Here is a 19,441-nt window from a genome sequence, read left to right as displayed (position 1 = left end):
CGCCCGTCGGACGCACCTCGTCTCACCCCACCAGGCTGTCCCGCCACGCCCGGTGGAGGGTCGCGAAGCGGCCCTCGCCGCGCACCAGGGCCGACGGGGTGCCGTCCTCCACGATCCGGCCGCCCTCCATCACCAGGACCCGGTCCGCGATCTCCACCGTCGAGAGGCGGTGGGCGATCACGACCGCCGTACGGCCGGCGAGCACCGTGTCCATCGCCCGCTGCACCGCCCGTTCCCCCGGCACGTCCAGCGAGCTGGTCGCCTCGTCCAGGATCAGCACCGCCGGGTCCGCGAGCAGGGCGCGGGCGAAGGCCACCAACTGCCGCTGGCCCGCCGAGATCCGGCCGCCCCGCTTCCGTACGTCCGTGTCGTACCCGTCCGGCAGACCCGCGATGAAGTCGTGCGCACCGATCGCCTTCGCCGCCTGCTCGATCTCCTCCCGGGTCGCGTCCGGCCGGCCGATCGCGATGTTCTCGGCGACCGTGCCGGAGAACAGGAACGCCTCCTGCGTCACCATCACCACACCCCGCCGCAGCTCGGCCGTCTCCAGATCGCGGAGGTCGACGCCGTCGAGCAGCACCCGCCCCTCCGTCGGGTCGTAGAAGCGGGCCAGCAGCTTGGCGAGCGTCGACTTGCCCGCGCCCGTCGAGCCGACGACCGCGACCGTCCGGCCCGCCGGGATCGTCAGGTCGAAGCGGGGGAGCACCTCGCCGCCCGTCCGGTACGCGAACCGCACACCCTCGAAGACGACCTCCCGGCCGGGGTGCCCGCCCCGGCGCTCCGGCAGCGGGCGCGGCGCCGCGGCCTCCGGGACGCCGGGCTCCTGCGCCAGAAGGCCGGCGATCTTGCCCAGGGAGGCGGCGGCGGACTGGTACGAGTTGAGGAACATGCCGAGCCGGTCGATCGGGTCGTAGAGCCGTCGCATGTACAGCACCGCCGCCGCCAGCACGCCGAGCGCCAGCGTCCCGCCGGCCACCCGGTACGCGCCCCACAGGCACATGCCGGCCACGGCCGTGTTCGCGACGAGCCGCGAGCCGACGACGTAGCGCGCCATCTCCAGGAGCGCGTCGCCGTTGGACCGCTCGTGCCGCCGGTTGAGCACGGCGAACTCGGCGTCGTTGGCCCGCTCGCGGCGGAACGCCCGCACGGGCCGGATCCCGTTCATCGTCTCGGCGAACTTCACGATCACGCCCGCGATGGCCGTGGACCGCTCGTCGAAGACGACGCCCGCGCGCCGCCGGTAGATCCGTACCAGCAGATACAGCGGTACGAAGGAGGCGACGGCGACCGCGCCGATGCCCAGGTCGAGCCAGAGCAGCATCGCCGAGATGTAGACGAACGCGAGAACGACGCCGATCAGCTCCTGGAGCCCCTCGGCGAGCAGCTCGCGGAGGGACTCCACATCGGTCGTGGACCGGGAGATGAGCCGGCCGGAGGTGTACCGCTCGTGGAAGTCGACGCTCAGCACCTGCGCGTGCCGGAAGATCCGCCCGCGCAGATCGAGCAGCACGTCCTGGTTGACGCGGGCGGCGACGCGCACGAAGGCGTACTGGAGGAGGCCGCCGGCCACGGAGCAGAGCAGGTACCCGGCGGCGACGGCCACCAGGGGGCCGTGGTCGCCGGCCCGGAAGGCGGGCACGCCACGGTCGATCGCGTACGCCACGAGCAGCGGGCCGGCCTGTACGGCCGCCTGCTGGAGGAGGAGGACGAGCGCGGCGACGGTCACGCGGGCGCGATGGGAGGCGAGCAGCGACCGCAGCAGGGCGCCGGTGGCGCCGGGCGCGGTGGGCAGGTCGTCCCGGTCGAACGGGTCTCCGCCGCCGGAGCGCCCGGCGGCCTCGGCGTCGGCCTCGGGCCCGCGCGCGGCGTCGTCCGCCCGGGTCGCCCGGTCCGGCCGCCGGTCCGTCGGCTCCGCCCGGCCGGTCCCGTCGGCGAGGTCCGCCCGGTCCGGGCTCGTCGCCGTTCCCTCGGTCGTCGCCTCGCTCGTCGACGTCGTCCTCGTCATCGGATCCGTCATCGTTCGTCAGCCCCTTCGCCGCTCATGAGCCAGGCGTACTCGGCGTTGTCGCGCAGCAGTTCCTGGTGCGTGCCCACCGCGGCGATGCGGCCCTCCGACAGCAGCGCCACCCGGTCGGCGAGCAGCACCGTCGACGGGCGGTGGGCGACCACCAGGGCGGTCGTGTCGCGCAGGACCTCGCGCAGGGCCGCCTCGACCAGGGCCTCCGTGTGCACGTCCAGCGCGGAGAGCGGGTCGTCGAGGACCAGGAAGCGGGGCCGGCCGACGACCGCGCGGGCCAGGGCGAGGCGCTGGCGCTGACCGCCGGAGAGGCTCAGCCCCTGTTCGCCCACCTGGGTGCCCGCCCCCTCGGGCAGCGCCGCGACGAAGCCGTCCGCCTGGGCGACACCGAGCGCGCGCCACAGCTCGGGCTCGCCGGCCTCCGCCGTACCGCCCATCAGGACGTTCTCGCCGACGCTCGCCGAGAAGAGCGTCGGCTCCTCGAAGGCGGTCGACACGAGGGTGCGGAGCCGTTCGCGCTCCATGAGCGTGATGTCCTCGCCGTCCAGCAGGATCCGCCCGCCGGTCGGCTCGTGGAGCCGCGGTACGAGGGCGGTGAGCGTCGTCTTGCCGGAACCGGTCCCGCCGACGAGGGCGAGGGTCTCGCCGGGCCGGATGTGCAGATCGACGCGGTCGAGCACGGGAGGGGCGTCGGGGGCGGCGTCCGGGTAGCGGAACGACACGTGCTCGAACCGCACGCCGTCCACCTCGAACCGCGCCCCGTCGGCCGCGGAGTCGTCGCCGGCCTCGGAGACCCCGTCGGCCGAGGCCGAAGCGGGACCCGCGGTCTCCTCCTCCGCGTCCATCACCTCGAAGTAGCGTTCCGTCGCCGTCGCCGCCTCCTGGCTCATCGCGAGCAGGAAGCCGATCGACTCCACCGGCCAGCGCAGCGCGAGCGCCGTCGACAGGAACGCGACGAGCGTGCCCGCCGACAGCTCCCCGTCGGCGACCTGCACGGTGCCGAGCACCAGCGCCGCGCCGATCGCCAGCTCGGGGATGATCGTGATGAGCGCCCAGATCCCGGCGAGCAGCCGCGCCTTGACCAGCTCCGTGCCGCGCAGCCGCTCGGCCAGCGCGCGGAATGCGAGGGCCTGGCTGCGGTGTCGCCCGAAGCCCTTGACGATCCGGATGCCGAGGACGCTCTCCTCGACCACGGTCGTCAGATCGCCGACCTGGTCCTGGGCCCGCCGCGCGACCACGGAGTACTTCGTCTCGAACAGCGAGCAGAGGATCACCAGCGGCACGACGGGCGTGAGCAGCACGAGCCCGAGCGTCCAGTCCTGGGCGAGCAGCAGGACGTAACCGGCGAGGATCGTCACGCCGTTGACCAGAAGGAACGTCAGCGGAAAGGCGAGGAACATCCGCAGCAGCATCAGGTCGGTCGTGGCCCGCGAGAGCAGCTGGCCCGAGGCCCACCGGTCGTGGAAGGCGATCGGCAGCCGCTGCAGCCGCCGGTACAGGGCGGCCCGCATGCCCGCCTCGACCCCGGCGAGCGGCCGGGCCACCAGCCACCGCCGGAACCCGAAGAGCACGGCCTCCGCGATCCCGAGCAGCAGCAGGTACAGGGCGCCGAGCCACACCCCGCCCGGATCACCCGCGGCGACGGGCCCGTCCACCATCCACTTCAGGACGAGCGGGATGACGAGCGACAGACAGGAGGCGACTATCGCGACGACGGCGGCCCACGCCAGCCGCCCGCGCACGGGCCGCACATAGGGCCACAGCCGCGCCAGCGAACGGACGGCGGAGCGGCGGTGGTCGGGGAAATCCTTGTCAACTACATGTTCTCCGGGCATCAGGTCCGAGCCTAGGGTTCACCACTGACATCCCTCATCCTGTTTTTCTCCCGTACGGCCCCCGGGTCGTAGCGACCATCAACCGATCGGTTGATCGCGCTTCGAGCGTGATGGCCGATGTTCCGGGAGCGGCGCCGGCGCCATTCTCGGGGCATGCCAATGATCGAGGTGCAGGGCCTGCGCAAGGCCTACGGCGGCCGGACGGTCGTCGACGGGGTGTCGTTCGCGGTCGACGAGGGGGAGATCTTCGGGATCCTCGGGCCCAACGGCGCCGGCAAGACCACCACCGTGGAGTGCGTCGAGGGGTTGCGGAGCCCGGACGCCGGGACCGTGCGGGTCGGCGGGTACGACCCCGTCGACCGGCACGCCGACGTCACCCGGATCCTCGGGGTGCAGCTCCAGGAGAGCGAGCTCCAGGCGAAGCTGACCGTGCGGGAGGCCCTGGAGCTGTACGCCTCCTTCTACGAGCGGCCCGCCGACTGGCGGACGCTCGCCGAGCGGCTCGGACTCGACGCCCATCTGAAGGCCCGGTTCGGGAAGCTCTCCGGCGGGCAGAAGCAGCGGCTCTTCATCGCCCTCGCCCTGGTCGGCAATCCGCGGGCCGTCGTCCTCGACGAGCTCACCACCGGGCTCGACCCGCGCGCCCGGCGCGACACCTGGGCCCTCATCGAGGACATCAGGGCCGGCGGTGTGACCGTCCTGCTCGTCACCCACTTCATGGAGGAGGCCCAGCGCCTCTGCGACCGGATCGCCCTCGTCGACCAGGGCCGGATCGCCGCGCTCGACACCCCCGAGGGGCTGATCGGCCGGGCCGCCGCCTCCAAGGTGATCTCCTTCGCCGCCGAGACCGCCCTCGACCCGGCCGAACTCCGCGCCCTGCCGCAGGCCGCGTCCGTGGAGACCAAGGACGGACGGACCGTCGTCACCGGCACGGACACGACCGTCAACGCCTTCGTCCGACTCCTCGCCCGGCGCGCCGTCACCGCCGAACAGCTCCGGGTCACGGACGCCACCCTCGACGACGCCTTCCTCGACCTGACAGGAGCCGACCACCGATGAGCGCCGCCACCACCATGGTCCTGAAGACCGAGGCCCGCCTCTTCACCCGCGAACCCGGCGCGCTGTTCTGGGTGATGGTCTCGCCGACCGTCCTCCTGGTGATCCTCGGCCTGATCCCGTCCTTCCGGGAGGCGTCCGACGACCTCGGCGGCCGCCGCGTCATCGACCTCTACGTCCCTGTCACCGTCCTCTTCGCCATGATCATGGCCGGGCTCCAGGCCATGCCGCCCGTCCTCGCCGGCTACCGCGAACGCGGCATCCTGCGCCGGATGTCGACCACCCCGGTCCGCCCCGCCTCGCTCCTCACCGCCCAGCTCGCCCTGCACGGCGCCGCGGCCCTCGTCTCCTCCGCCCTCGTCGTCGCGGTCGGCCGGCTGGCCTTCGGTGTCCGGCTGCCGCAGAACCTCGCCGGCTACGTCCTCGCGCTGCTGCTCTCGATCGCCGGCGGCCTCGCCCTGGGCGCCGCCGTCTGCGCGGTCTCCCGCACCCAGAAGATCGCCACCGCGATCGGATCGGCCGTGTTCTTCCCGACGATGTTCACGGCCGGCGTCTGGGTCCCGGTCCAGGCCATGCCGGATACGCTGCAGAGCATCGTCGGGTTCACGCCGTACGGAGCGGCCTCGCAGGCCCTCGACGCCGCGACGTCCGGCGGGTGGCCCGAGTGGGCGGCGCTCGGGACCATGGCTCTCTGGACGGTCCTGCTGACCGCGACGGCGGCCCGCTGGTTCCGCTGGGAGTGACGGCATGGGGGAGACGATGACGGCGACGACGACGGTCGAGGAACGCTGGCAGCAGTTCTTCCGCTGGGGTCCGTACGGACTGCTCGCCCTCGCCACCGTCCTCGCCGCCGGGGCCGCCGACCTGATCATGGACGGTTCGGAGCCGGTCGTCGCCGCCGTCCTGGTCGCCGCCGCGCTCGCCCTCCAGGCGGGCTGGGAACTTCTCCGACGCCGTGCGGTCGCGCACGCGACCACCCCTCCGCCCGCCGACGACTCCACCCCCCAGCTCATCCCCGGCGCCCCCGGCACCGTGTCCCTCTGCTACTTCGCCCTGCGTACCGTCCTCGCGTTCACGCTCACCTGGCTCAACCCGTTCTTCTCCGTCTACGCCTGCATCGGCTTCTTCGACGCCCCGCAGCTTCTGCCCCGCCGCCTCGCCCGCGCCGGACTCCTGTGCACCGCCGTCATCATGGCGGGCGCCCAGTCCGGCGGGCTGCCGCCCGCCTCGCTCGTCAACTGGTTCGCCTTCGCCGGCCTCTTCGCCCTCAACGCCTGCCTCGCCATGGTCTTCTCCCACCTCGGCACGAAGGAGGCCGAGAAGGCCGCCGAGCGCGCCGCCACCATCACCGAACTCGCCCGCACCAACGCCCGGCTGAAGGACGCGCTCTCCGAGAACGCCGCCCTGCAGGCCCAACTCCTGCTCCAGGCCCGCGAGGCGGGGGTCGCCGACGAACGGCGGCGCCTCGCCGCCGAGATCCACGACACCATCGCCCAGGGCCTGACCGGGATCATCGCCCAGCTCCAGGTCGTCACCGTCACCCCCGACCCCGACGTCGCACGCGTCCACATCCAGCGCGCCGCCGACCTCGCCCGGCACAGCCTCGGCGAGGCCCGCCGCTCCGTGCAGAACCTGAGCCCGGTCGCCCTGGAGCACGACAGGCTCCCCGAGGCGCTGGAGAAGACCGTCGCCGCCTGGTCCGAACGCACGGGCATCACCACCCGGTTCACCGTCACCGGTACGCACGAGCCCCTCCACGACGAGGTCGCCGCCACCCTGCTGCGGATCGCCCAGGAGGCCCTGGCCAACGCCGAGCGCCACTCCGGCGCCTCACGGGCCGGCGTCACCCTCTCGTACATGGGTGACGAGATCACCCTCGACGTACGGGACGACGGGCACGGCTTCGACCCCTCGCGCGTCCCCTCCCGCTCCACCACCGCGGACGGCGGCGGCGGGTTCGGTCTCGACGGCATGCGCTCCCGGGCCGAACGCCTCGCCGGCTGTGTCACCGTGGAGGCGGCGCCCGGTGAGGGCACGGCGATCTCCGCCCGCGTACCGTTGGTGCACCATGGCTGACCGCACGAGCATCTCCCTGCTGATCGTCGACGACCATCCCGTCGTACGCGACGGCCTGCGCGGGATGTTCACCGCGCCCGCCGCCGGCCGGCCCGGCTTCACCGTCCTGGGCGAGGCGGCCGACGGCGTCGAGGCCGTCGAACTCGCCCTGCGCCTGGACCCGGACGTCATCCTCATGGACCTGCGGATGCCCGGCGGCGACGGCGTCGACGCCATCGCCGAGCTGACCCGGTGCGGCGCCCGCTCCCGGGTCCTCGTCCTCACCACCTACGACACCGACACGGACACGCTTCCCGCGATCGAGGCGGGCGCCACCGGCTACCTCCTCAAGGACGCTCCCCGCGAGGAGCTGTTCGCCGCGGTCCAGGCCGCCGCCGAGGGCCGTACCGTCCTCTCCCCGGCCGTCGCCTCGCGGCTCGTCTCGCGCGTCCGCACCCCCGCGGCGCCCGCCGACGAGACGCTCTCCGCCCGCGAGCGCGAAGTCCTCGAACTCGTCGCCAAGGGGACCTCCAACCGTGCCGTCGCCGCCGAGCTCTTCATCAGCGAGGCGACGGTGAAGACCCATCTCACGCACATCTACGGCAAGCTGGGGGTCAAGGACCGGGCGGCCGCCGTCGCGGTCGGGTACGACCGGGGCATCCTGGGCCGCGGCTGAGCGGGCGCCCCGGCCCCCTCACGTCCACCCCCTCCGCCCGGCCCTTCGCCCCCGCCCCTCAGCCCCACCCCCTCAACCCGGCCCCTTCACCCCCGCCCCCTCACCCCCCGACCCTCAGCAGCCACACCGACCGCGCCCCGACCGTCACCGTCGACCCGCCCGCGTGGACCGTCCCCGGGGGCCGCGACTGGTCCTCCAGGGCGGTGTCCAGGACCAGTTCGTACGACTCCGCCCACGGCGGACCCGGCAGCCGGTACTCCACCGGACGGGACCCCGCGTGCAGGATCGCCAGGAAGCTGTCGTCGGTGACCTGGGCGCCGCGCTCGTCACGGCCCGGGATGTCGCGGCCCGAGAGATAGAGGCCCAGGGTCGCCGCCGGCGCGTACCAGTCGGCCTCCGTCATCTCCGCGCCGTCCGCCGTGAACCACGCCAGGTCCCGCAGCCCGTCCGCGCCCTGCGGCCGTCCCGAGAAGAACGCGCGACGGCGCAGCACCGGATGGTGGTGGCGCAGCGCGAGCAGCCGCCGGGTCAGCGCCAGAAGCCCGGCCCGCCCCGGGTCCTCGGGCAGCGACCAGTCCAGCCAGCTCGTTTCGTTGTCCTGGCAGTACGCGTTGTTGTTGCCGCCCTGTGTGCGCCCCATCTCGTCGCCCGCCACGAGCATCGGCACCCCGGTCGACAGCAGCAGCGTCGTCAGCAGGTTGCGCAGCTGCCGCAGCCGCAGCGCGCCCACCTCCGGGTCGTCGCTCTCGCCCTCCGCCCCGCAGTTCCAGGCCCGGTTGTCGTTCGTGCCGTCCCGGTTGCCCTCCCCGTTGGCCTCGTTGTGCTTCCGTTCGTACGTGACGAGGTCCCGCAGCGTGAAGCCGTCGTGGGCGGTGACGAAGTTGACCGAGGCGTACGGCCGCCGCCCGCCCCACGCGTACAGGTCGCTGGAGCCCGAGAGCCGGTAGCCCAGATCCCGTACGTCCGGCAGCGCGCCGCGCCAGAAGTCCCGCACCGCGTCGCGGTAGCGGTCGTTCCACTCCGTCCACAGCGGTGGGAACGCGCCGACCTGGTAGCCGCCGTTGCCGACGTCCCACGGCTCGGCGATGAGCTTGACCCGCCGGAGCACCGGGTCCTGGGCGATGACCGCCAGAAAGGGGGAGAGCATGTCGACGTCGTGCATGGAGCGCGCGAGCGCCGCCGCCAGGTCGAAGCGGAAGCCGTCGACGCCCATCTCCGTCACCCAGTACCGCAGCGAGTCGGTGATCAGCCGCAGCACCTGGGGCTGCACGACGTGCAGGGTGTTGCCGCAGCCCGTGTAGTCGGCGTACCGGCGGGCGTCGGACTGGAGGCGGTAGTAGCCCCGGTTGTCGATGCCCTTCAGCGACAGCGTCGGCCCGAGCTCGCCCGCCTCCGCCGTGTGGTTGTAGACGACGTCGAGGATGACCTCGATCCCGGCCGCGTGGAGCGCCCGCACCATCCGCTTGAACTCGCCGACCTGCTGCCCGGTGGTCCCCGAGGAGGAGTAGCCGGCGTGCGGCGCGAAGTAGCCGATGGAGTTGTAGCCCCAGTAGTTCCGCAGTCCCCGCCGCAGCAGATGGTCCTCGTGCGCGAACTGGTGTACGGGGAGCAGCTCCACGGCCGTCACGCCGAGCTGTACGAGATGGTCGAGGGCCGCCGGGTGCGCGAGGCCCGCGTAGGTGCCGCGCAGCTCCTCGGGGATGCCCGGGTGGAGCCGGGTGAAGCCCTTCACGTGCAGCTCGTAGATGACCGAGTCCGGCCAGGGCGTCTTCGGTCTGCGGTCGTCCGACCAGTCGTCGTCGTCCAGGACGACGACACCCTTCGGTACGTGCGGAGCGGAGTCCCGGTCGTCCCGCACCGTGTCGGCCACGTGCTGCTGCGGCCAGTCCCGCACGTGCCCGTACACCTCGGGCGGCAGTGCGAAGGATCCGTCCACGGCCCGTGCGTACGGGTCGAGGAGCAGCTTCGCCGGATTCCAGCGGGCGCCCGTCCACGGGTCCCAGCGGCCGTGCACCCGGAACCCGTACCGCTGTCCGGCACCCACCCCGGGCACGAATCCGTGCCAGATCTCATGGGTCAGTTCGGCCAGCGGGAGCCGGCTCTCCGCCCCGGAGGCGTCGAAGAGGCAGAGCTCGACGGCCTCCGCCCCGCCGGCCCACAGAGCGAAGTTCGTCCCCGCCACGCCGTCCGGTCCGACCCGGCAGCGCGCACCCAACGGTGTGGGTGCGCCCGGCCACACCACCGGCCGGGCCTGCTCCGGGGCAGGCGGGAGCCCCACTCCGTCCCGTACCGCCTCCTGCTCGGCTGCGCTCGACACCTGTCGGCCTCCCGCGGCTCGTCGGGCCTCGCGCGGCACGGGTACCGCGGCGTCCCGGCCGCGGCTCCACGCACGGGGCCTCCCACCTGTTCTGCCCGTACGGCCGTACTCCCAACATGACCCGCACGCACGTTTCCCCTGGAGGGTGGCCGTCGTTGGGCTGAGCGTGACACTTGTATGGAAGCGGGCGGGTTACGCCCTCGCGGTGGCGGCACTGATGGCGGGCCTGACCGGCTGCACCGGTACGGGCGACGGCGGCGGTGGTGGCGGCGGCGGTGGGGGAGGCATCGACCTGCCGCTGCCCGGGAAGGCGCGGGCACCGGGCGACGTCATCCGGATCAGTCCGGAGGACGGCAGCAGGGGCGTACCGGCCGAGGGGCCCATCGAGGTGAAGGTCGACAGCGGCCGTCTGGAGCGGGTCACCGTCGTCCGGGTCGAGGACGCGCAGCGGACCCGGGTGCCCGGCGAGATCAGCGAGGACGGGCTGCGCTGGCGGCCCACGGCGGACTCCCGGCTCGCGCTGGCCGCCAAGTACAGCGTGGACGCCGTGGCGCTCGACGCGCACGGGCGGCGCTCCGCCCGGCACTCGACGTTCACCACCGTCGTCCCCGAGCGCCGTTTCATCGGCTACTTCAAGCCGGAGAACCGCTCCACGGTCGGCACCGGCATGATCGTCTCGTTCGGTTTCAACCGGGCCGTCGAGAACCGTGCGGCCGTCGAACGGGCCATCAAGGTCACCTCCGACCCGCCGGTCGAGGTGATCGGCCACTGGTTCGGCAAGGAGCGGCTCGACTTCCGCCCGAAGGAGTACTGGCGGCCCGGCACCAAGGTGACCGTCGAGCTGGCGCTGCGCGACATCGAGGGCGCGCCGGGCGTGTACGGCATCCAGAGCAAGACCGTCGGGTTCACGGTCGGGCGTTCCCAGGTCTCGGTGGTCGACGCGGCCGAGCACACGATGAAGGTCCACCGGGACGGCGAGCTGCTCGCCACCGTGCCCATCACGGCCGGGGCGCCCAAGACGACGACGTACAACGGGAAGATGGTCGTCACGGAGCTCTTCGACGTGACGCGCATGGACGGCAGGACGGTCGGCTTCGGCGGCGAGTACGACATCAAGGACGTGCCGCACGCGATGCGGCTCACCAGCTCCGGAACGTTCCTGCACGGCAACTACTGGGCCGACCCCTCCACGTTCGGCTCGGCCAACGTGAGCCACGGCTGCGTCGGCCTGCGGGACGACAAGGGCGGCAGCCCGGACTCCCCTGCGGGCTGGTTCTTCGACCGTACGCTCATCGGCGACGTCGTCGAGGTCGTCAACTCCCGTGACCGAAAGGTCGCTCCCGACAACGGCCTCGGAGGCTGGAACATGGAGTGGGACGAGTGGACGGAGGGTTCCGCCCTGCGCTGAGCCCCTCAGGCCCTCGCCGACCCGTCCCACGTGCACGGTTCCTGGTGCAACTGGGACTGAACGGTGACATTCACGTGGAACTTTCGTGTCCTGCGGTGTGATTATCTATCGCCGTGCGTGCGATGGATGCGCGCGGGGGTGCAGGCCGTGGTGAGACCAGGCCGTGCGAGGGGAGACGACCATTTTGAACGGGCAGCCGATATCGGCCGGGGTGGGGCGCGGACGGCGACGCGGGGGCGCGCGTCTGCAGGCTCTGGCTGCGGGGGCGTTGCTCCTGGTCCTGACGGCGTGCGGGGGCGGGGACCCGGCCGACGGGGGCAAGGGCGGACAGGATCCGGCGCAGGGCGGCAAGCAGGAGATCGCCGCGTCGAAGGCGGTCGTCACGATCGCTCCGAAGGACGGCGCCGACTCGGTCGCCACCAGCGGGGTGCTGAAGGTGACGGCCGAGCAGGGCAAGCTGACGACCGTCACGGTCGCCGACAGCAAGGGTGCCGAGGTCGAGGGCAAGATGGCGGCGGACGGCGCCAGCTGGCAGCCCGTCGGCCACCTCGCCGCCGGTACCGAGTACAAGGTCCACGCGGTCGCGCAGGACAGCGACGGCCGTGAGTCGGCGAAGGACACCACCTTCACCACGCTGGTCCCGAAGAACACCTTCATCGGCCACTACACGCCCGAGGACGGCTCGACCGTCGGCGTGGGCATGCCGGTCTCCATCCGCTTCACCCGGGGCATCACCGACCCGGAGGCCGTGGAGAAGGCCATCAAGGTCACCGCGACGCCCGCCGTGCAGGTCGAGGGCCACTGGTTCGGCAACGACCGTCTCGACTTCCGTCCGGAGAACTACTGGGCCGCCGGCACCAAGGTGACCGTCGAGCTCAACCTCGACGGCGTCGAGGGCCGCCCCGGCGTCTACGGCAAGCAGAAGAAGAAGGTCTCCTTCACCATCGGCCGCCGCCAGGTCTCCACGGTCGACGCCAGTGCCAAGACCATGAAGGTCGAGCGTGACGGCAAGATCATCAAGACGATCCCGATCACCGCGGGCGCGCCGTCCACGACCACGTACAACGGTCAGATGGTCATCAGCGAGAAGTACAAGGTGACCCGGATGAACGGCGCCACCGTCGGCTTCGGCGGCGAGTACGACATCAAGGACGTGCCGCACGCGATGCGTCTGTCCACCTCGGGCACGTTCGTCCACGGCAACTACTGGGCCTCCTCGGGCACCTTCGGCTCCGCCAACGTCAGCCACGGCTGCGTCGGTCTGCGCGACGCGCGCGGCGCGGGCGACAGCACCATGCCGGCGGCCTGGTTCTACGACCGCTCGATCATCGGCGACGTGGTGGTCGTGAAGAACTCGAAGGACAAGCAGATCGCCCCGGACAACGGCCTGAACGGCTGGAACATGTCCTGGTCGGAGTGGACCAAGTAGGCCACTGAGGCTGTCGCGCGAGGGGCCCGGTGCTGTGAGCAACAGCACCGGGCCCCTCGCCGTGCTGTGCTCTCTGGGGGGATTCCCCGCAGGCCCCCCGCGGCTAACCTGCCTTCCATGACTGTGAACCTCGAAGTCGCCGAAGGCGTCGGCACGATCCGCCTCGACCGCCCTCCGATGAACGCCCTCGACATCGCCGTCCAGGACCGGCTGCGCGAGCTGGCCCAGGAGGTGACCGACCGCGACGACGTACGGGCCGTGATCCTGTACGGCGGCGAGAAGGTGTTCGCGGCCGGCGCGGACATCAAGGAGATGCAGGTCATGGACCACGCGGCCATGGTCAAGCGGTCGCGCGCGCTCCAGGACTCCTTCACCGCGATCGCCCGGATCCCCAAGCCCGTCGTCGCCGCGATCACCGGCTACGCCCTGGGCGGCGGCTGTGAACTGACGCTCTGCGCCGACTACCGGATCGCCGCCGACAACGCCAAGCTCGGTCAGCCCGAGATCCTGCTCGGCCTGATCCCGGGCGCCGGCGGCACCCAGCGGCTCTCCCGGCTGATCGGCCCCTCCAGGGCCAAGGACCTCATCTTCACCGGCCGGATGGTCAGGGCCGACGAGGCGCTGTCGCTCGGTCTGGTCGACCGGGTCGTCCCCGCGGCCGAGGTGTACGAGCAGGCGCACGCCTGGGCCGCGAAGCTCGCCCAGGGTCCCGCCATCGCCCTGCGCGCCGCGAAGGAGGCGATCGACCAGGGTCTGGAGGCCGACATCGACACCGGCCTCGCGATCGAGCGCACCTGGTTCGCGGGCCTGTTCGCGACCGAGGACCGGGAGCGCGGGATGCGGAGCTTCGTCGAGGAGGGCCCGGGCAAGGCCAAGTTCGTCTGACCGGTGTGGCGAGCGGCGGTTTCCCGGGTGCGCTCCGTACGTACTCGCGAGTACCGCCGCCCGCCTCTGGCATATGCCGGAGGAATCTCGCGGAATTGTTGATTCCGGTGGTACCTATTCCTCCGGAACGCCCACACGGCCCTGTCCGTCCGGCCATGATGGGGGCATGGCGGGCCTGGAGGGTGTGGAACAACCGCGGCAGCACGGCGGTGCGACCGCCGCGCGGTGGGTACCGACCGTCGAAGACGAACAGGCCCTCAAAGCCTTGGAGTTGTACGGCAATCCGGCCGAGGACGACGTCCGGCTGCCGTCCCGCCCCGAGTCCGCCGCGGTGGCCCGCCGACTCACCCAGTGCGTCGTGCTGCGCCAGTGGGCGCTGACCCCGCAGATCGCGGAACACGCGGTTTTACTCGTCTCGGAACTCGTCGGCAACGCCGTGCGCCACACCGGTGCGCGCGTCTTCGCGCTGCGGCTGCTGCGCCGCCGCGGCTGGATCCGCGTCGAGGTCCGTGACCCCTCGCGCGGTCTGCCCTGTCTGATGCCGGTCCAGGAGATGGACATCAGTGGCCGCGGGCTCTTCCTCGTCGACAAGCTCTCCGACCGCTGGGGTGTGGATCTGCAGCCGCGCGGCAAGACCACCTGGTTCGAGATGAGGGTCTCCGACCGCTGACCCCCGCCCCCTGCATGCACAGAAGCCCCCGTCCGCCGCTGTGGGGCGCCTGGGGGCTTCCGTGAGACGGCCGTGGATCGGGGGGGTGTAATCCACGGCCGTGAAGACGACCTGGCCCGGGTCAATGGGGGTCGTGGCTTCGACTATGGCAGACGGGCGGCCTTGTCGCCAAAAGTCCTTATAGGGTCAATATCGGTCAAAACTGCATAGTTCACCAATGAATCGTTGGTGACATGGAGCACCACCCTTATAAATGCTGAATAGGTATGGTGTTCATCGGGTGTTTCCTCGCCGCGTCCGCATGTCGGACACCCGGCAGGGGTCTGCAAACGTCCTGAATTGGCTTAATCGTTATTTTTCGGGCATCTCACCCTTTTAATGGGCGCGTGACCCTCACCGACCGTCGTGCCGCACTGCGGGCCGGTGCGGCGGCCGCCCTCGCGGGGGCCCTCACCACCGCCTGCGGCACGGAGACCGGCCCGCCGCCGCGACGCCCCGCGCCGCGCGGTCCCGACCCCGCCGCGAAGCCCGCCGCACCGGCTCCCCGCCGGTTCGCCGGCCTCCCCGCCGAGATCGAGAGCGGCCCGCGCGACCACCCCCGGGTCGCCCTCACCTTCCACGGCGCGGGCGACCCCGCCCTCGCCCGTGCCGTGCTCGCCGAGGCCGAGAAGGGCGGTGCCCGGGTCACCGTCCTCGCCGTCGGCGAGTGGCTCGACCGGTACCCCGAGATCGCCCGCCGGATCCTCGACGGCGGCCACGACCTCGGCAACCACACCCAGCGCCACATCGACGTCAACGCGATGGCCGAGGCGGAGGCGTACGCCGAGATCGCGGCCTGTGCCACCCGGCTGCGGCGCCTCACCGGCTCCATCGGCACCTGGTTCCGGCCCTCCAGGACCCGCCGCGCCTCGGAGACCGTCCTGCGCGCGGCCGCCCGCGCCGGCTACCCGCACGTCCTCTCGTACGACGTCGACTCCCTCGACCACACCTCGCCCGGCGGACCGGCCGTCGTCCGCACCGTCACCGGACAGATCCGGGGCGGATCCGTGGTGAGCCTGCACCTCGGCTACGCGGACACCCTCGCCGCGCTGCCGCCTCTCCTCGCCGACCTCGACCGCCGCGGCCTGCGCGCGGTGACGACCACGGAGCTGCTGACCTGATGCCGCCACTCACCACGCGTACGAAGAGCCTCCTCGCCGCCGCCCTGCTCACCGCGCTCGCCGGATGCGGCATCGCCGACGAGGCGCCCGAACCCCGGGGCGGTGCCAAGAAGGAGGCCGCCGCCGTTCCCGCCCCGCCGAAGAAGGCCGCCCCGGCCGGACTGCCCGGCATGCCGCCGGTCCTCGACCCGGACGACATCTACGCGGCGGACCGGCCCGGCAGGCTCTCGCCCGTCGTCAAGGACTTCCCGTCCCGGGTCTACGTGCCCAACACCAACTCCAACACGGTCTCGGTCATCGACCCGGCGACGTACAAGGTCATCGAGACCATCCCGGTCGGCATCCAGCCCCAGCACGTCGTCCCGTCCTGGGACCTGAAGACCCTCTGGGTCAACAACAACCGCGGCCACACGCTCACCCCGATCGACCCGGCCACCGGCGTCGCGGGCAAGCCGGTCGAGGTCCACGACCCGTACAACCTGTACTTCACGCCCGACGGGAAGTACGCCGTCGTCATGGCCTCCCTCGACCGCGAGCTGGTCTTCCGCGACCCGCACACCATGGAGCGGAAGAAGTCCGTCCCGGTCTCCTGCTACGGCGTCAACCACGCCGACTTCTCCGCGGACGGCCGGTACTTCGTCGTCTCCTGCGAGTTCTCCGGCGAGCTCCTGAAGGTCGACACGGCGAAGATGGAGGTCATCGGCCAGCAGAAGCTGCCCCTCCAGGGCGCCATGCCGCAGGACGTGAAGATCTCCCCGGACGGCAAGACCTTCTACATCGCCGACATGATGGCCCACGGCATGTGGGTCCTGGACGGCGAGAAGTTCACCACGCCACAGCTGATGCCGACCGGCAAGGGCGCCCACGGCCTCTACATCTCCCGCGACTCCAAGGAGATGTACATCCCCAACCGCGGTGAGGGATCCGTCTCGGTCTTCGACTTCGGCCAGAACAAGCTGACCAAGAAGTGGCGCCTGCCGAACGGCGGCTCACCGGACATGGGCGGGGTCTCCGCCGACGGCAAGGTGCTGTGGCTGTCCGGCCGTTACCACTCCGAGGTGTACGCGATCGACACCACGACCGGCGAGCAGCTGGCCCGCATCCCGGTCGGCGGCGGCCCCCACGGCCTCGCCGTCTACCCCCAGCCCGGCCGCTACTCCCTCGGCCACACGGGCGTCTTCCGCTGATCCCCGCGCGCCGGAGGGGGCCCGGTGGTGATCAGTCCGCCGTCAGAAGGGCCTCGGAGGCCACCGGGCGGTACCCCGCCGCCTGGAAGACGCGGACACTGCGGGCGTTGCCGGGGGACTGCTGCGCCCACACCACGTCGCCCGGCGTCAGATGCCGGGCGGCGAGGGCCAGCGCCCGGCCGATCCCGCGGTGCCTGACGCCCTCGTCGACCTCGATGGCCGCCTCCCAGCGGCCGGCCACGCCGCGCCCCAGGATCACCACCCCGCCGTCTGCGGCCCACACCCGCACGTCGTCGCGGAACTTCAGCGCCCGCGCCACCCGGGGGTGCTCCGGGTCCTCGATCTCCCGCAGCGCCAGCTCCGGCTCCCCGGGCAGCGCCGGGGCGACCGTCAGCAGGTCGATGGTGTTCATCCGCCGGCCCGTGTGCCGCATCAGGGCGAGCAGGAAGCCCGGGTTCATCGAGGCGGCCAGCGGGTCACTGGAGGTGGCCGCCAGCTCGGCCCGTACCCAGGCGGGATCCGCGTCCGTGAAGACGACCGAGTGCGCGGTGAAGGCGAGGACGCCGGCGTCCCGGTCGTTCGGCGGCGGGACGACGGTCGTCGTACCGTCCGGCGGCGGGAACTGCCCCCGCGCCGCAGCCGCCAGGATCCGTGCCACCTCGTCGCTCATACCCCCATGATCTCCCACGTTCCGCCATGGCCCGGCGGCCGGACCCGGCGGACCGCCCGATAATCTTTCCCCCGACATCGAAGCATCGAGAAGGGGCGGAATCAGTGGCGGACATCGAGTCGGCACGCACGGCGTTCGAGCGGTTCGACGTGGACGGGGACGGTCTCATCACGGCCGCCGAGTACAAGAGCGTCATGGCTCAGCTGGGTGACTTCAACGTCACCGAGACGGTCGCCGAGGCGCTCATCAAGCAGCGTGACGACAACGGCGACGGCAAGCTGTCCTGGGACGAGTTCTGGGCGCACCTCAACAAGGCCTGACCCACCGGAAGCGGGACGGGCGGCGAACGACTCGCCGCCCGTCCGGTCCGCCGGTGAACCTCACCAGCGATACCAACGCGCCCCGCTGCTGCGCATGAAGAACCCGAGCACCCACAGCACCAGCACGGCGATGGCGATGAACCAGAGCACGTCGGCCGCGAACCCTGCTCCGAAGAGAATCAGGATCAGGGCCAACACGATGAGCAGCGGGACCATGGCGACACCTCCGTGGTAGTGAGTCCCCCAGCGAGTGCCCACGATGCTCCGCCCCATGCCTGCCCTTGCCGACGCGGGCGTCCGGCGAGGGCCCGGGCCGACGCCGCGGCCGGCTCCGAGACTCCCGATCACGCCGGCGGCCCGAGGGCTCAGCACTCGATGATGTTCACCGCCAGACCGCCGCGGGCGGTCTCCTTGTACTTGACCGACATGTCCGCGCCGGTCTCCTTCATCGTCTTGATGACCTTGTCGAGCGAGACCATGTGGCTGCCGTCGCCCCGCAGGGCCATCTTCGCCGCCGTGACCGCCTTCACCGCCGCCATGCCGTTGCGCTCGATGCACGGGATCTGGACCAGGCCGCCGACCGGGTCGCAGGTGAGGCCGAGGTTGTGCTCCATGCCGATCTCGGCCGCGTTCTCGACCTGCTCCGGGCTGCCGCCCATGACCTCGGCGAGCGCGCCCGCCGCCATCGAGCAGGCCGAGCCGACCTCGCCCTGGCAGCCCACCTCGGCGCCGGAGATCGAGGCGTTCTCCTTGAAGAGCATGCCGACCGCGCCGGCCGCGAGGAGGAAGCGGACCACGCCGTCCTCGTCCGCTCCGGGCACGAAGTTCATGTAGTAGTGCAGGACCGCCGGGATGATGCCCGCCGCGCCGTTCGTCGGGGCGGTGACCACGCGGCCGCCCGCCGCGTTCTCCTCGTTCACGGCCATCGCGTAGAGCGTGATCCACTCCATCGCCAGCGACGCCGGGTCGCCCTCGGAGCGCAGCTTGCGGGCCGTGTTCGCGGCGCGGCGGCGGACCTTCAGACCGCCGGGCAGGATGCCCTCGCGGGACATGCCGCGCGAGACGCAGGCCTGCATGACCCGCCAGATCTCCAGCAGGCCCGCCCGGATCTCGTCCTCGGTGCGCCAGGCCTTCTCGTTCTCCAGCATGAGCGCGGAGATCGACAGGCCGGTCTCCTTCGCCAGGCGCAGCAGCTCGTCACCGGTGCGGAAGGGGTACTTCAGGACCGTGTCGTCCGGGACGATCGGGCTCTCCCCCTCGACCGCGTCCTCGTCCACGACGAAGCCGCCGCCGACCGAGTAGTACGTCTTCTCCAGGACGAGCGCGCCCTCCGCGTCGTACGCGAAGATCGTCATGCCGTTGGCGTGGTACGGCAGCGCCTTGCGGCGGTGCAGGATCAGGTCCTCGTCGAAGTCGAAGGGGATCTCGTGCGCCCCGAGCAGGTTGATCCGGCCGCTCGACTTGATCCGCTCGACCTCGTCGTCCGCCGACTCGACGTCGACCGTGCGCGGAGAGTTGCCCTCCAGGCCCAGCAGGACCGCCTTCGGCGTGCCGTGGCCGTGGCCGGTCGCGCCCAGCGAGCCGTACAGCTCGGCCCGTATCGACGCGGTGTGGGCGAGGAGGCCCTCGTTCTTCAGCCGGCGGGCGAACATCCTGGCCGCCCGCATAGGCCCCACCGTGTGGGAGCTGGACGGGCCGATGCCGATCGAGAACAGGTCGAAGACCGAGATGGCCACGGGGAACTCCTTGTGGGGGG

Annotated in this window: 17 protein-coding genes; 11 read left to right on the top strand and 6 right to left on the bottom strand. The window is 71.9% G+C overall.

Annotated elements, in window-relative coordinates; translation table 11 throughout:
• Window positions 1–22 precede the first annotated feature (22 nt).
• Both ACZ3IJ_RS06015 and ACZ3IJ_RS06010 read right to left on the bottom strand, forming a co-directional pair.
• The gene (locus ACZ3IJ_RS06015) at window positions 23–2,017 is read right to left on the bottom strand and encodes an ABC transporter ATP-binding protein (protein ID WP_467466475.1); all 1,995 of its coding nucleotides are present in this window, start codon (window positions 2,015–2,017) and stop codon (window positions 23–25) included.
• A complete protein-coding gene (locus ACZ3IJ_RS06010) occupies window positions 2,014–3,852 on the bottom strand; it encodes an ABC transporter ATP-binding protein (RefSeq protein WP_467466474.1) in 1,839 nt (612 codons plus the stop codon). Before ACZ3IJ_RS06010 ends, ACZ3IJ_RS06015 begins: the two co-directional genes overlap by 4 nt.
• Before the next feature lie 153 nt (window positions 3,853–4,005).
• On the opposite strand from ACZ3IJ_RS06010, the gene ACZ3IJ_RS06005 reads away from it, so the two are divergent.
• Genes ACZ3IJ_RS06005 through ACZ3IJ_RS05990 form a run of 4 tightly spaced genes read left to right on the top strand, consistent with a single transcriptional unit; the run spans window position 4,006 to window position 7,639 of the window.
• Complete coding sequence (locus ACZ3IJ_RS06005) at window positions 4,006–4,911, top strand: ABC transporter ATP-binding protein (RefSeq protein WP_467466473.1); 906 nt, start codon at window positions 4,006–4,008, stop codon at window positions 4,909–4,911.
• Window positions 4,908–5,651 carry an ABC transporter permease gene (locus ACZ3IJ_RS06000; protein ID WP_467466472.1) on the top strand — a complete coding sequence of 248 codons (744 nt, stop codon included), beginning with the start codon at window positions 4,908–4,910 and terminating at the stop codon, window positions 5,649–5,651. Before ACZ3IJ_RS06005 ends, ACZ3IJ_RS06000 begins: the two co-directional genes overlap by 4 nt.
• Before the next feature lie 4 nt (window positions 5,652–5,655).
• Window positions 5,656–6,984 (top strand): sensor histidine kinase, encoded by a 1,329-nt coding sequence (locus ACZ3IJ_RS05995; protein ID WP_467466471.1) that lies wholly within the window; start codon window positions 5,656–5,658, stop codon window positions 6,982–6,984.
• Complete coding sequence (locus ACZ3IJ_RS05990; RefSeq protein WP_467466470.1) at window positions 6,977–7,639, top strand: response regulator; 663 nt, start codon at window positions 6,977–6,979, stop codon at window positions 7,637–7,639. The genes ACZ3IJ_RS05995 and ACZ3IJ_RS05990 overlap by 8 nt, the downstream gene beginning before the upstream one ends.
• Window positions 7,640–7,739: 100 nt before the next feature.
• On the opposite strand, the gene glgX is transcribed toward ACZ3IJ_RS05990, so the two are convergent.
• A complete protein-coding gene (gene glgX / locus ACZ3IJ_RS05985) occupies window positions 7,740–9,956 on the bottom strand; it encodes a glycogen debranching protein GlgX (protein ID WP_467466468.1) in 2,217 nt (738 codons plus the stop codon).
• A gap of 217 nt (window positions 9,957–10,173) precedes the next feature.
• Here glgX and ACZ3IJ_RS05980 point away from each other — a divergent pair, with 217 nt between their 5' ends.
• The 6 genes from ACZ3IJ_RS05980 to ACZ3IJ_RS05955 all read left to right on the top strand — a co-directional run bounded on the left by ACZ3IJ_RS05980 (window position 10,174) and on the right by ACZ3IJ_RS05955 (window position 16,695).
• On the top strand, window positions 10,174–11,364 hold the full coding sequence (locus ACZ3IJ_RS05980; protein ID WP_467466941.1) for a L,D-transpeptidase: 1,191 nt from the start codon (window positions 10,174–10,176) through the stop codon (window positions 11,362–11,364).
• 184 nt (window positions 11,365–11,548) lie between these two features.
• On the top strand, window positions 11,549–12,793 hold the full coding sequence (locus ACZ3IJ_RS05975; protein WP_467466467.1) for a L,D-transpeptidase: 1,245 nt from the start codon (window positions 11,549–11,551) through the stop codon (window positions 12,791–12,793).
• A gap of 117 nt (window positions 12,794–12,910) precedes the next feature.
• A complete protein-coding gene (locus tag ACZ3IJ_RS05970) occupies window positions 12,911–13,678 on the top strand; it encodes an enoyl-CoA hydratase/isomerase family protein (RefSeq protein WP_467466466.1) in 768 nt (255 codons plus the stop codon).
• Between the two features lie 166 nt (window positions 13,679–13,844).
• On the top strand, window positions 13,845–14,348 hold the full coding sequence (locus tag ACZ3IJ_RS05965) for an ATP-binding protein (RefSeq protein ID WP_391798338.1): 504 nt from the start codon (window positions 13,845–13,847) through the stop codon (window positions 14,346–14,348).
• 386 nt (window positions 14,349–14,734) lie between these two features.
• Window positions 14,735–15,508, top strand: a complete 774-nt coding sequence (locus ACZ3IJ_RS05960) for a polysaccharide deacetylase family protein (protein ID WP_467466463.1) — start codon at window positions 14,735–14,737, stop codon at window positions 15,506–15,508.
• Entirely contained in the window at window positions 15,508–16,695 is a 1,188-nt protein-coding gene (locus ACZ3IJ_RS05955) for a YVTN family beta-propeller repeat protein (RefSeq protein WP_391798336.1), read from the top strand. Before ACZ3IJ_RS05960 ends, ACZ3IJ_RS05955 begins: the two co-directional genes overlap by 1 nt.
• A gap of 31 nt (window positions 16,696–16,726) precedes the next feature.
• Here ACZ3IJ_RS05955 and ACZ3IJ_RS05950 read toward each other — a convergent pair whose 3' ends face one another.
• Window positions 16,727–17,365 (bottom strand): GNAT family N-acetyltransferase, encoded by a 639-nt coding sequence (locus ACZ3IJ_RS05950; RefSeq protein ID WP_467466461.1) that lies wholly within the window; start codon window positions 17,363–17,365, stop codon window positions 16,727–16,729.
• Window positions 17,366–17,469: 104 nt separating this feature from the next.
• Here ACZ3IJ_RS05950 and ACZ3IJ_RS05945 point away from each other — a divergent pair, with 104 nt between their 5' ends.
• Window positions 17,470–17,685, top strand: a complete 216-nt coding sequence (locus ACZ3IJ_RS05945; protein ID WP_352189563.1) for an EF-hand domain-containing protein — start codon at window positions 17,470–17,472, stop codon at window positions 17,683–17,685.
• Between the two features lie 60 nt (window positions 17,686–17,745).
• Here the strand turns inward: ACZ3IJ_RS05945 and ACZ3IJ_RS05940 are convergent, their stop codons facing one another.
• Window positions 17,746–17,901, bottom strand: coding sequence for a hydrophobic protein (locus ACZ3IJ_RS05940; protein ID WP_467466459.1), 156 nt, complete (start codon window positions 17,899–17,901; stop codon window positions 17,746–17,748).
• Window positions 17,902–18,050: 149 nt separating this feature from the next.
• Window positions 18,051–19,421, bottom strand: a complete 1,371-nt coding sequence (locus ACZ3IJ_RS05935; RefSeq protein ID WP_467466458.1) for an L-serine ammonia-lyase — start codon at window positions 19,419–19,421, stop codon at window positions 18,051–18,053.
• Between the last annotated feature and the right edge of the window lie 20 nt (window positions 19,422–19,441).

It is taken from the genome of Streptomyces sp. NPDC013317 (genome assembly GCF_055563155.1).
The sequence above is the reverse complement of the archived record's forward strand: the minus strand, read 5'-3'. Positions and strand labels throughout refer to the sequence as shown.

What these genes read in the sequence shown, in the direction of transcription:
- ACZ3IJ_RS06015 (WP_467466475.1), bottom strand. Translation starts at nt 2,017, where the DNA reads ATGACGGATCCGATGACGAGGACGACGTCGACGAGCGAGGCGACGACC.
- ACZ3IJ_RS06010 (WP_467466474.1), bottom strand. Translation starts at nt 3,852, where the DNA reads ATGCCCGGAGAACATGTAGTTGACAAGGATTTCCCCGACCACCGCCGC.
- ACZ3IJ_RS06005 (WP_467466473.1), top strand. Translation starts at nt 4,006, where the DNA reads ATGCCAATGATCGAGGTGCAGGGCCTGCGCAAGGCCTACGGCGGCCGG.
- ACZ3IJ_RS06000 (WP_467466472.1), top strand. Translation starts at nt 4,908, where the DNA reads ATGAGCGCCGCCACCACCATGGTCCTGAAGACCGAGGCCCGCCTCTTC.
- ACZ3IJ_RS05995 (WP_467466471.1), top strand. Translation starts at nt 5,656, where the DNA reads ATGGGGGAGACGATGACGGCGACGACGACGGTCGAGGAACGCTGGCAG.
- ACZ3IJ_RS05990 (WP_467466470.1), top strand. Translation starts at nt 6,977, where the DNA reads ATGGCTGACCGCACGAGCATCTCCCTGCTGATCGTCGACGACCATCCC.
- ACZ3IJ_RS05980 (WP_467466941.1), top strand. Translation starts at nt 10,174, where the DNA reads ATGGCGGGCCTGACCGGCTGCACCGGTACGGGCGACGGCGGCGGTGGT.
- ACZ3IJ_RS05970 (WP_467466466.1), top strand. Translation starts at nt 12,911, where the DNA reads ATGACTGTGAACCTCGAAGTCGCCGAAGGCGTCGGCACGATCCGCCTC.
- ACZ3IJ_RS05965 (WP_391798338.1), top strand. Translation starts at nt 13,845, where the DNA reads ATGGCGGGCCTGGAGGGTGTGGAACAACCGCGGCAGCACGGCGGTGCG.
- ACZ3IJ_RS05955 (WP_391798336.1), top strand. Translation starts at nt 15,508, where the DNA reads ATGCCGCCACTCACCACGCGTACGAAGAGCCTCCTCGCCGCCGCCCTG.
- ACZ3IJ_RS05950 (WP_467466461.1), bottom strand. Translation starts at nt 17,365, where the DNA reads ATGAGCGACGAGGTGGCACGGATCCTGGCGGCTGCGGCGCGGGGGCAG.
- ACZ3IJ_RS05940 (WP_467466459.1), bottom strand. Translation starts at nt 17,901, where the DNA reads ATGGTCCCGCTGCTCATCGTGTTGGCCCTGATCCTGATTCTCTTCGGA.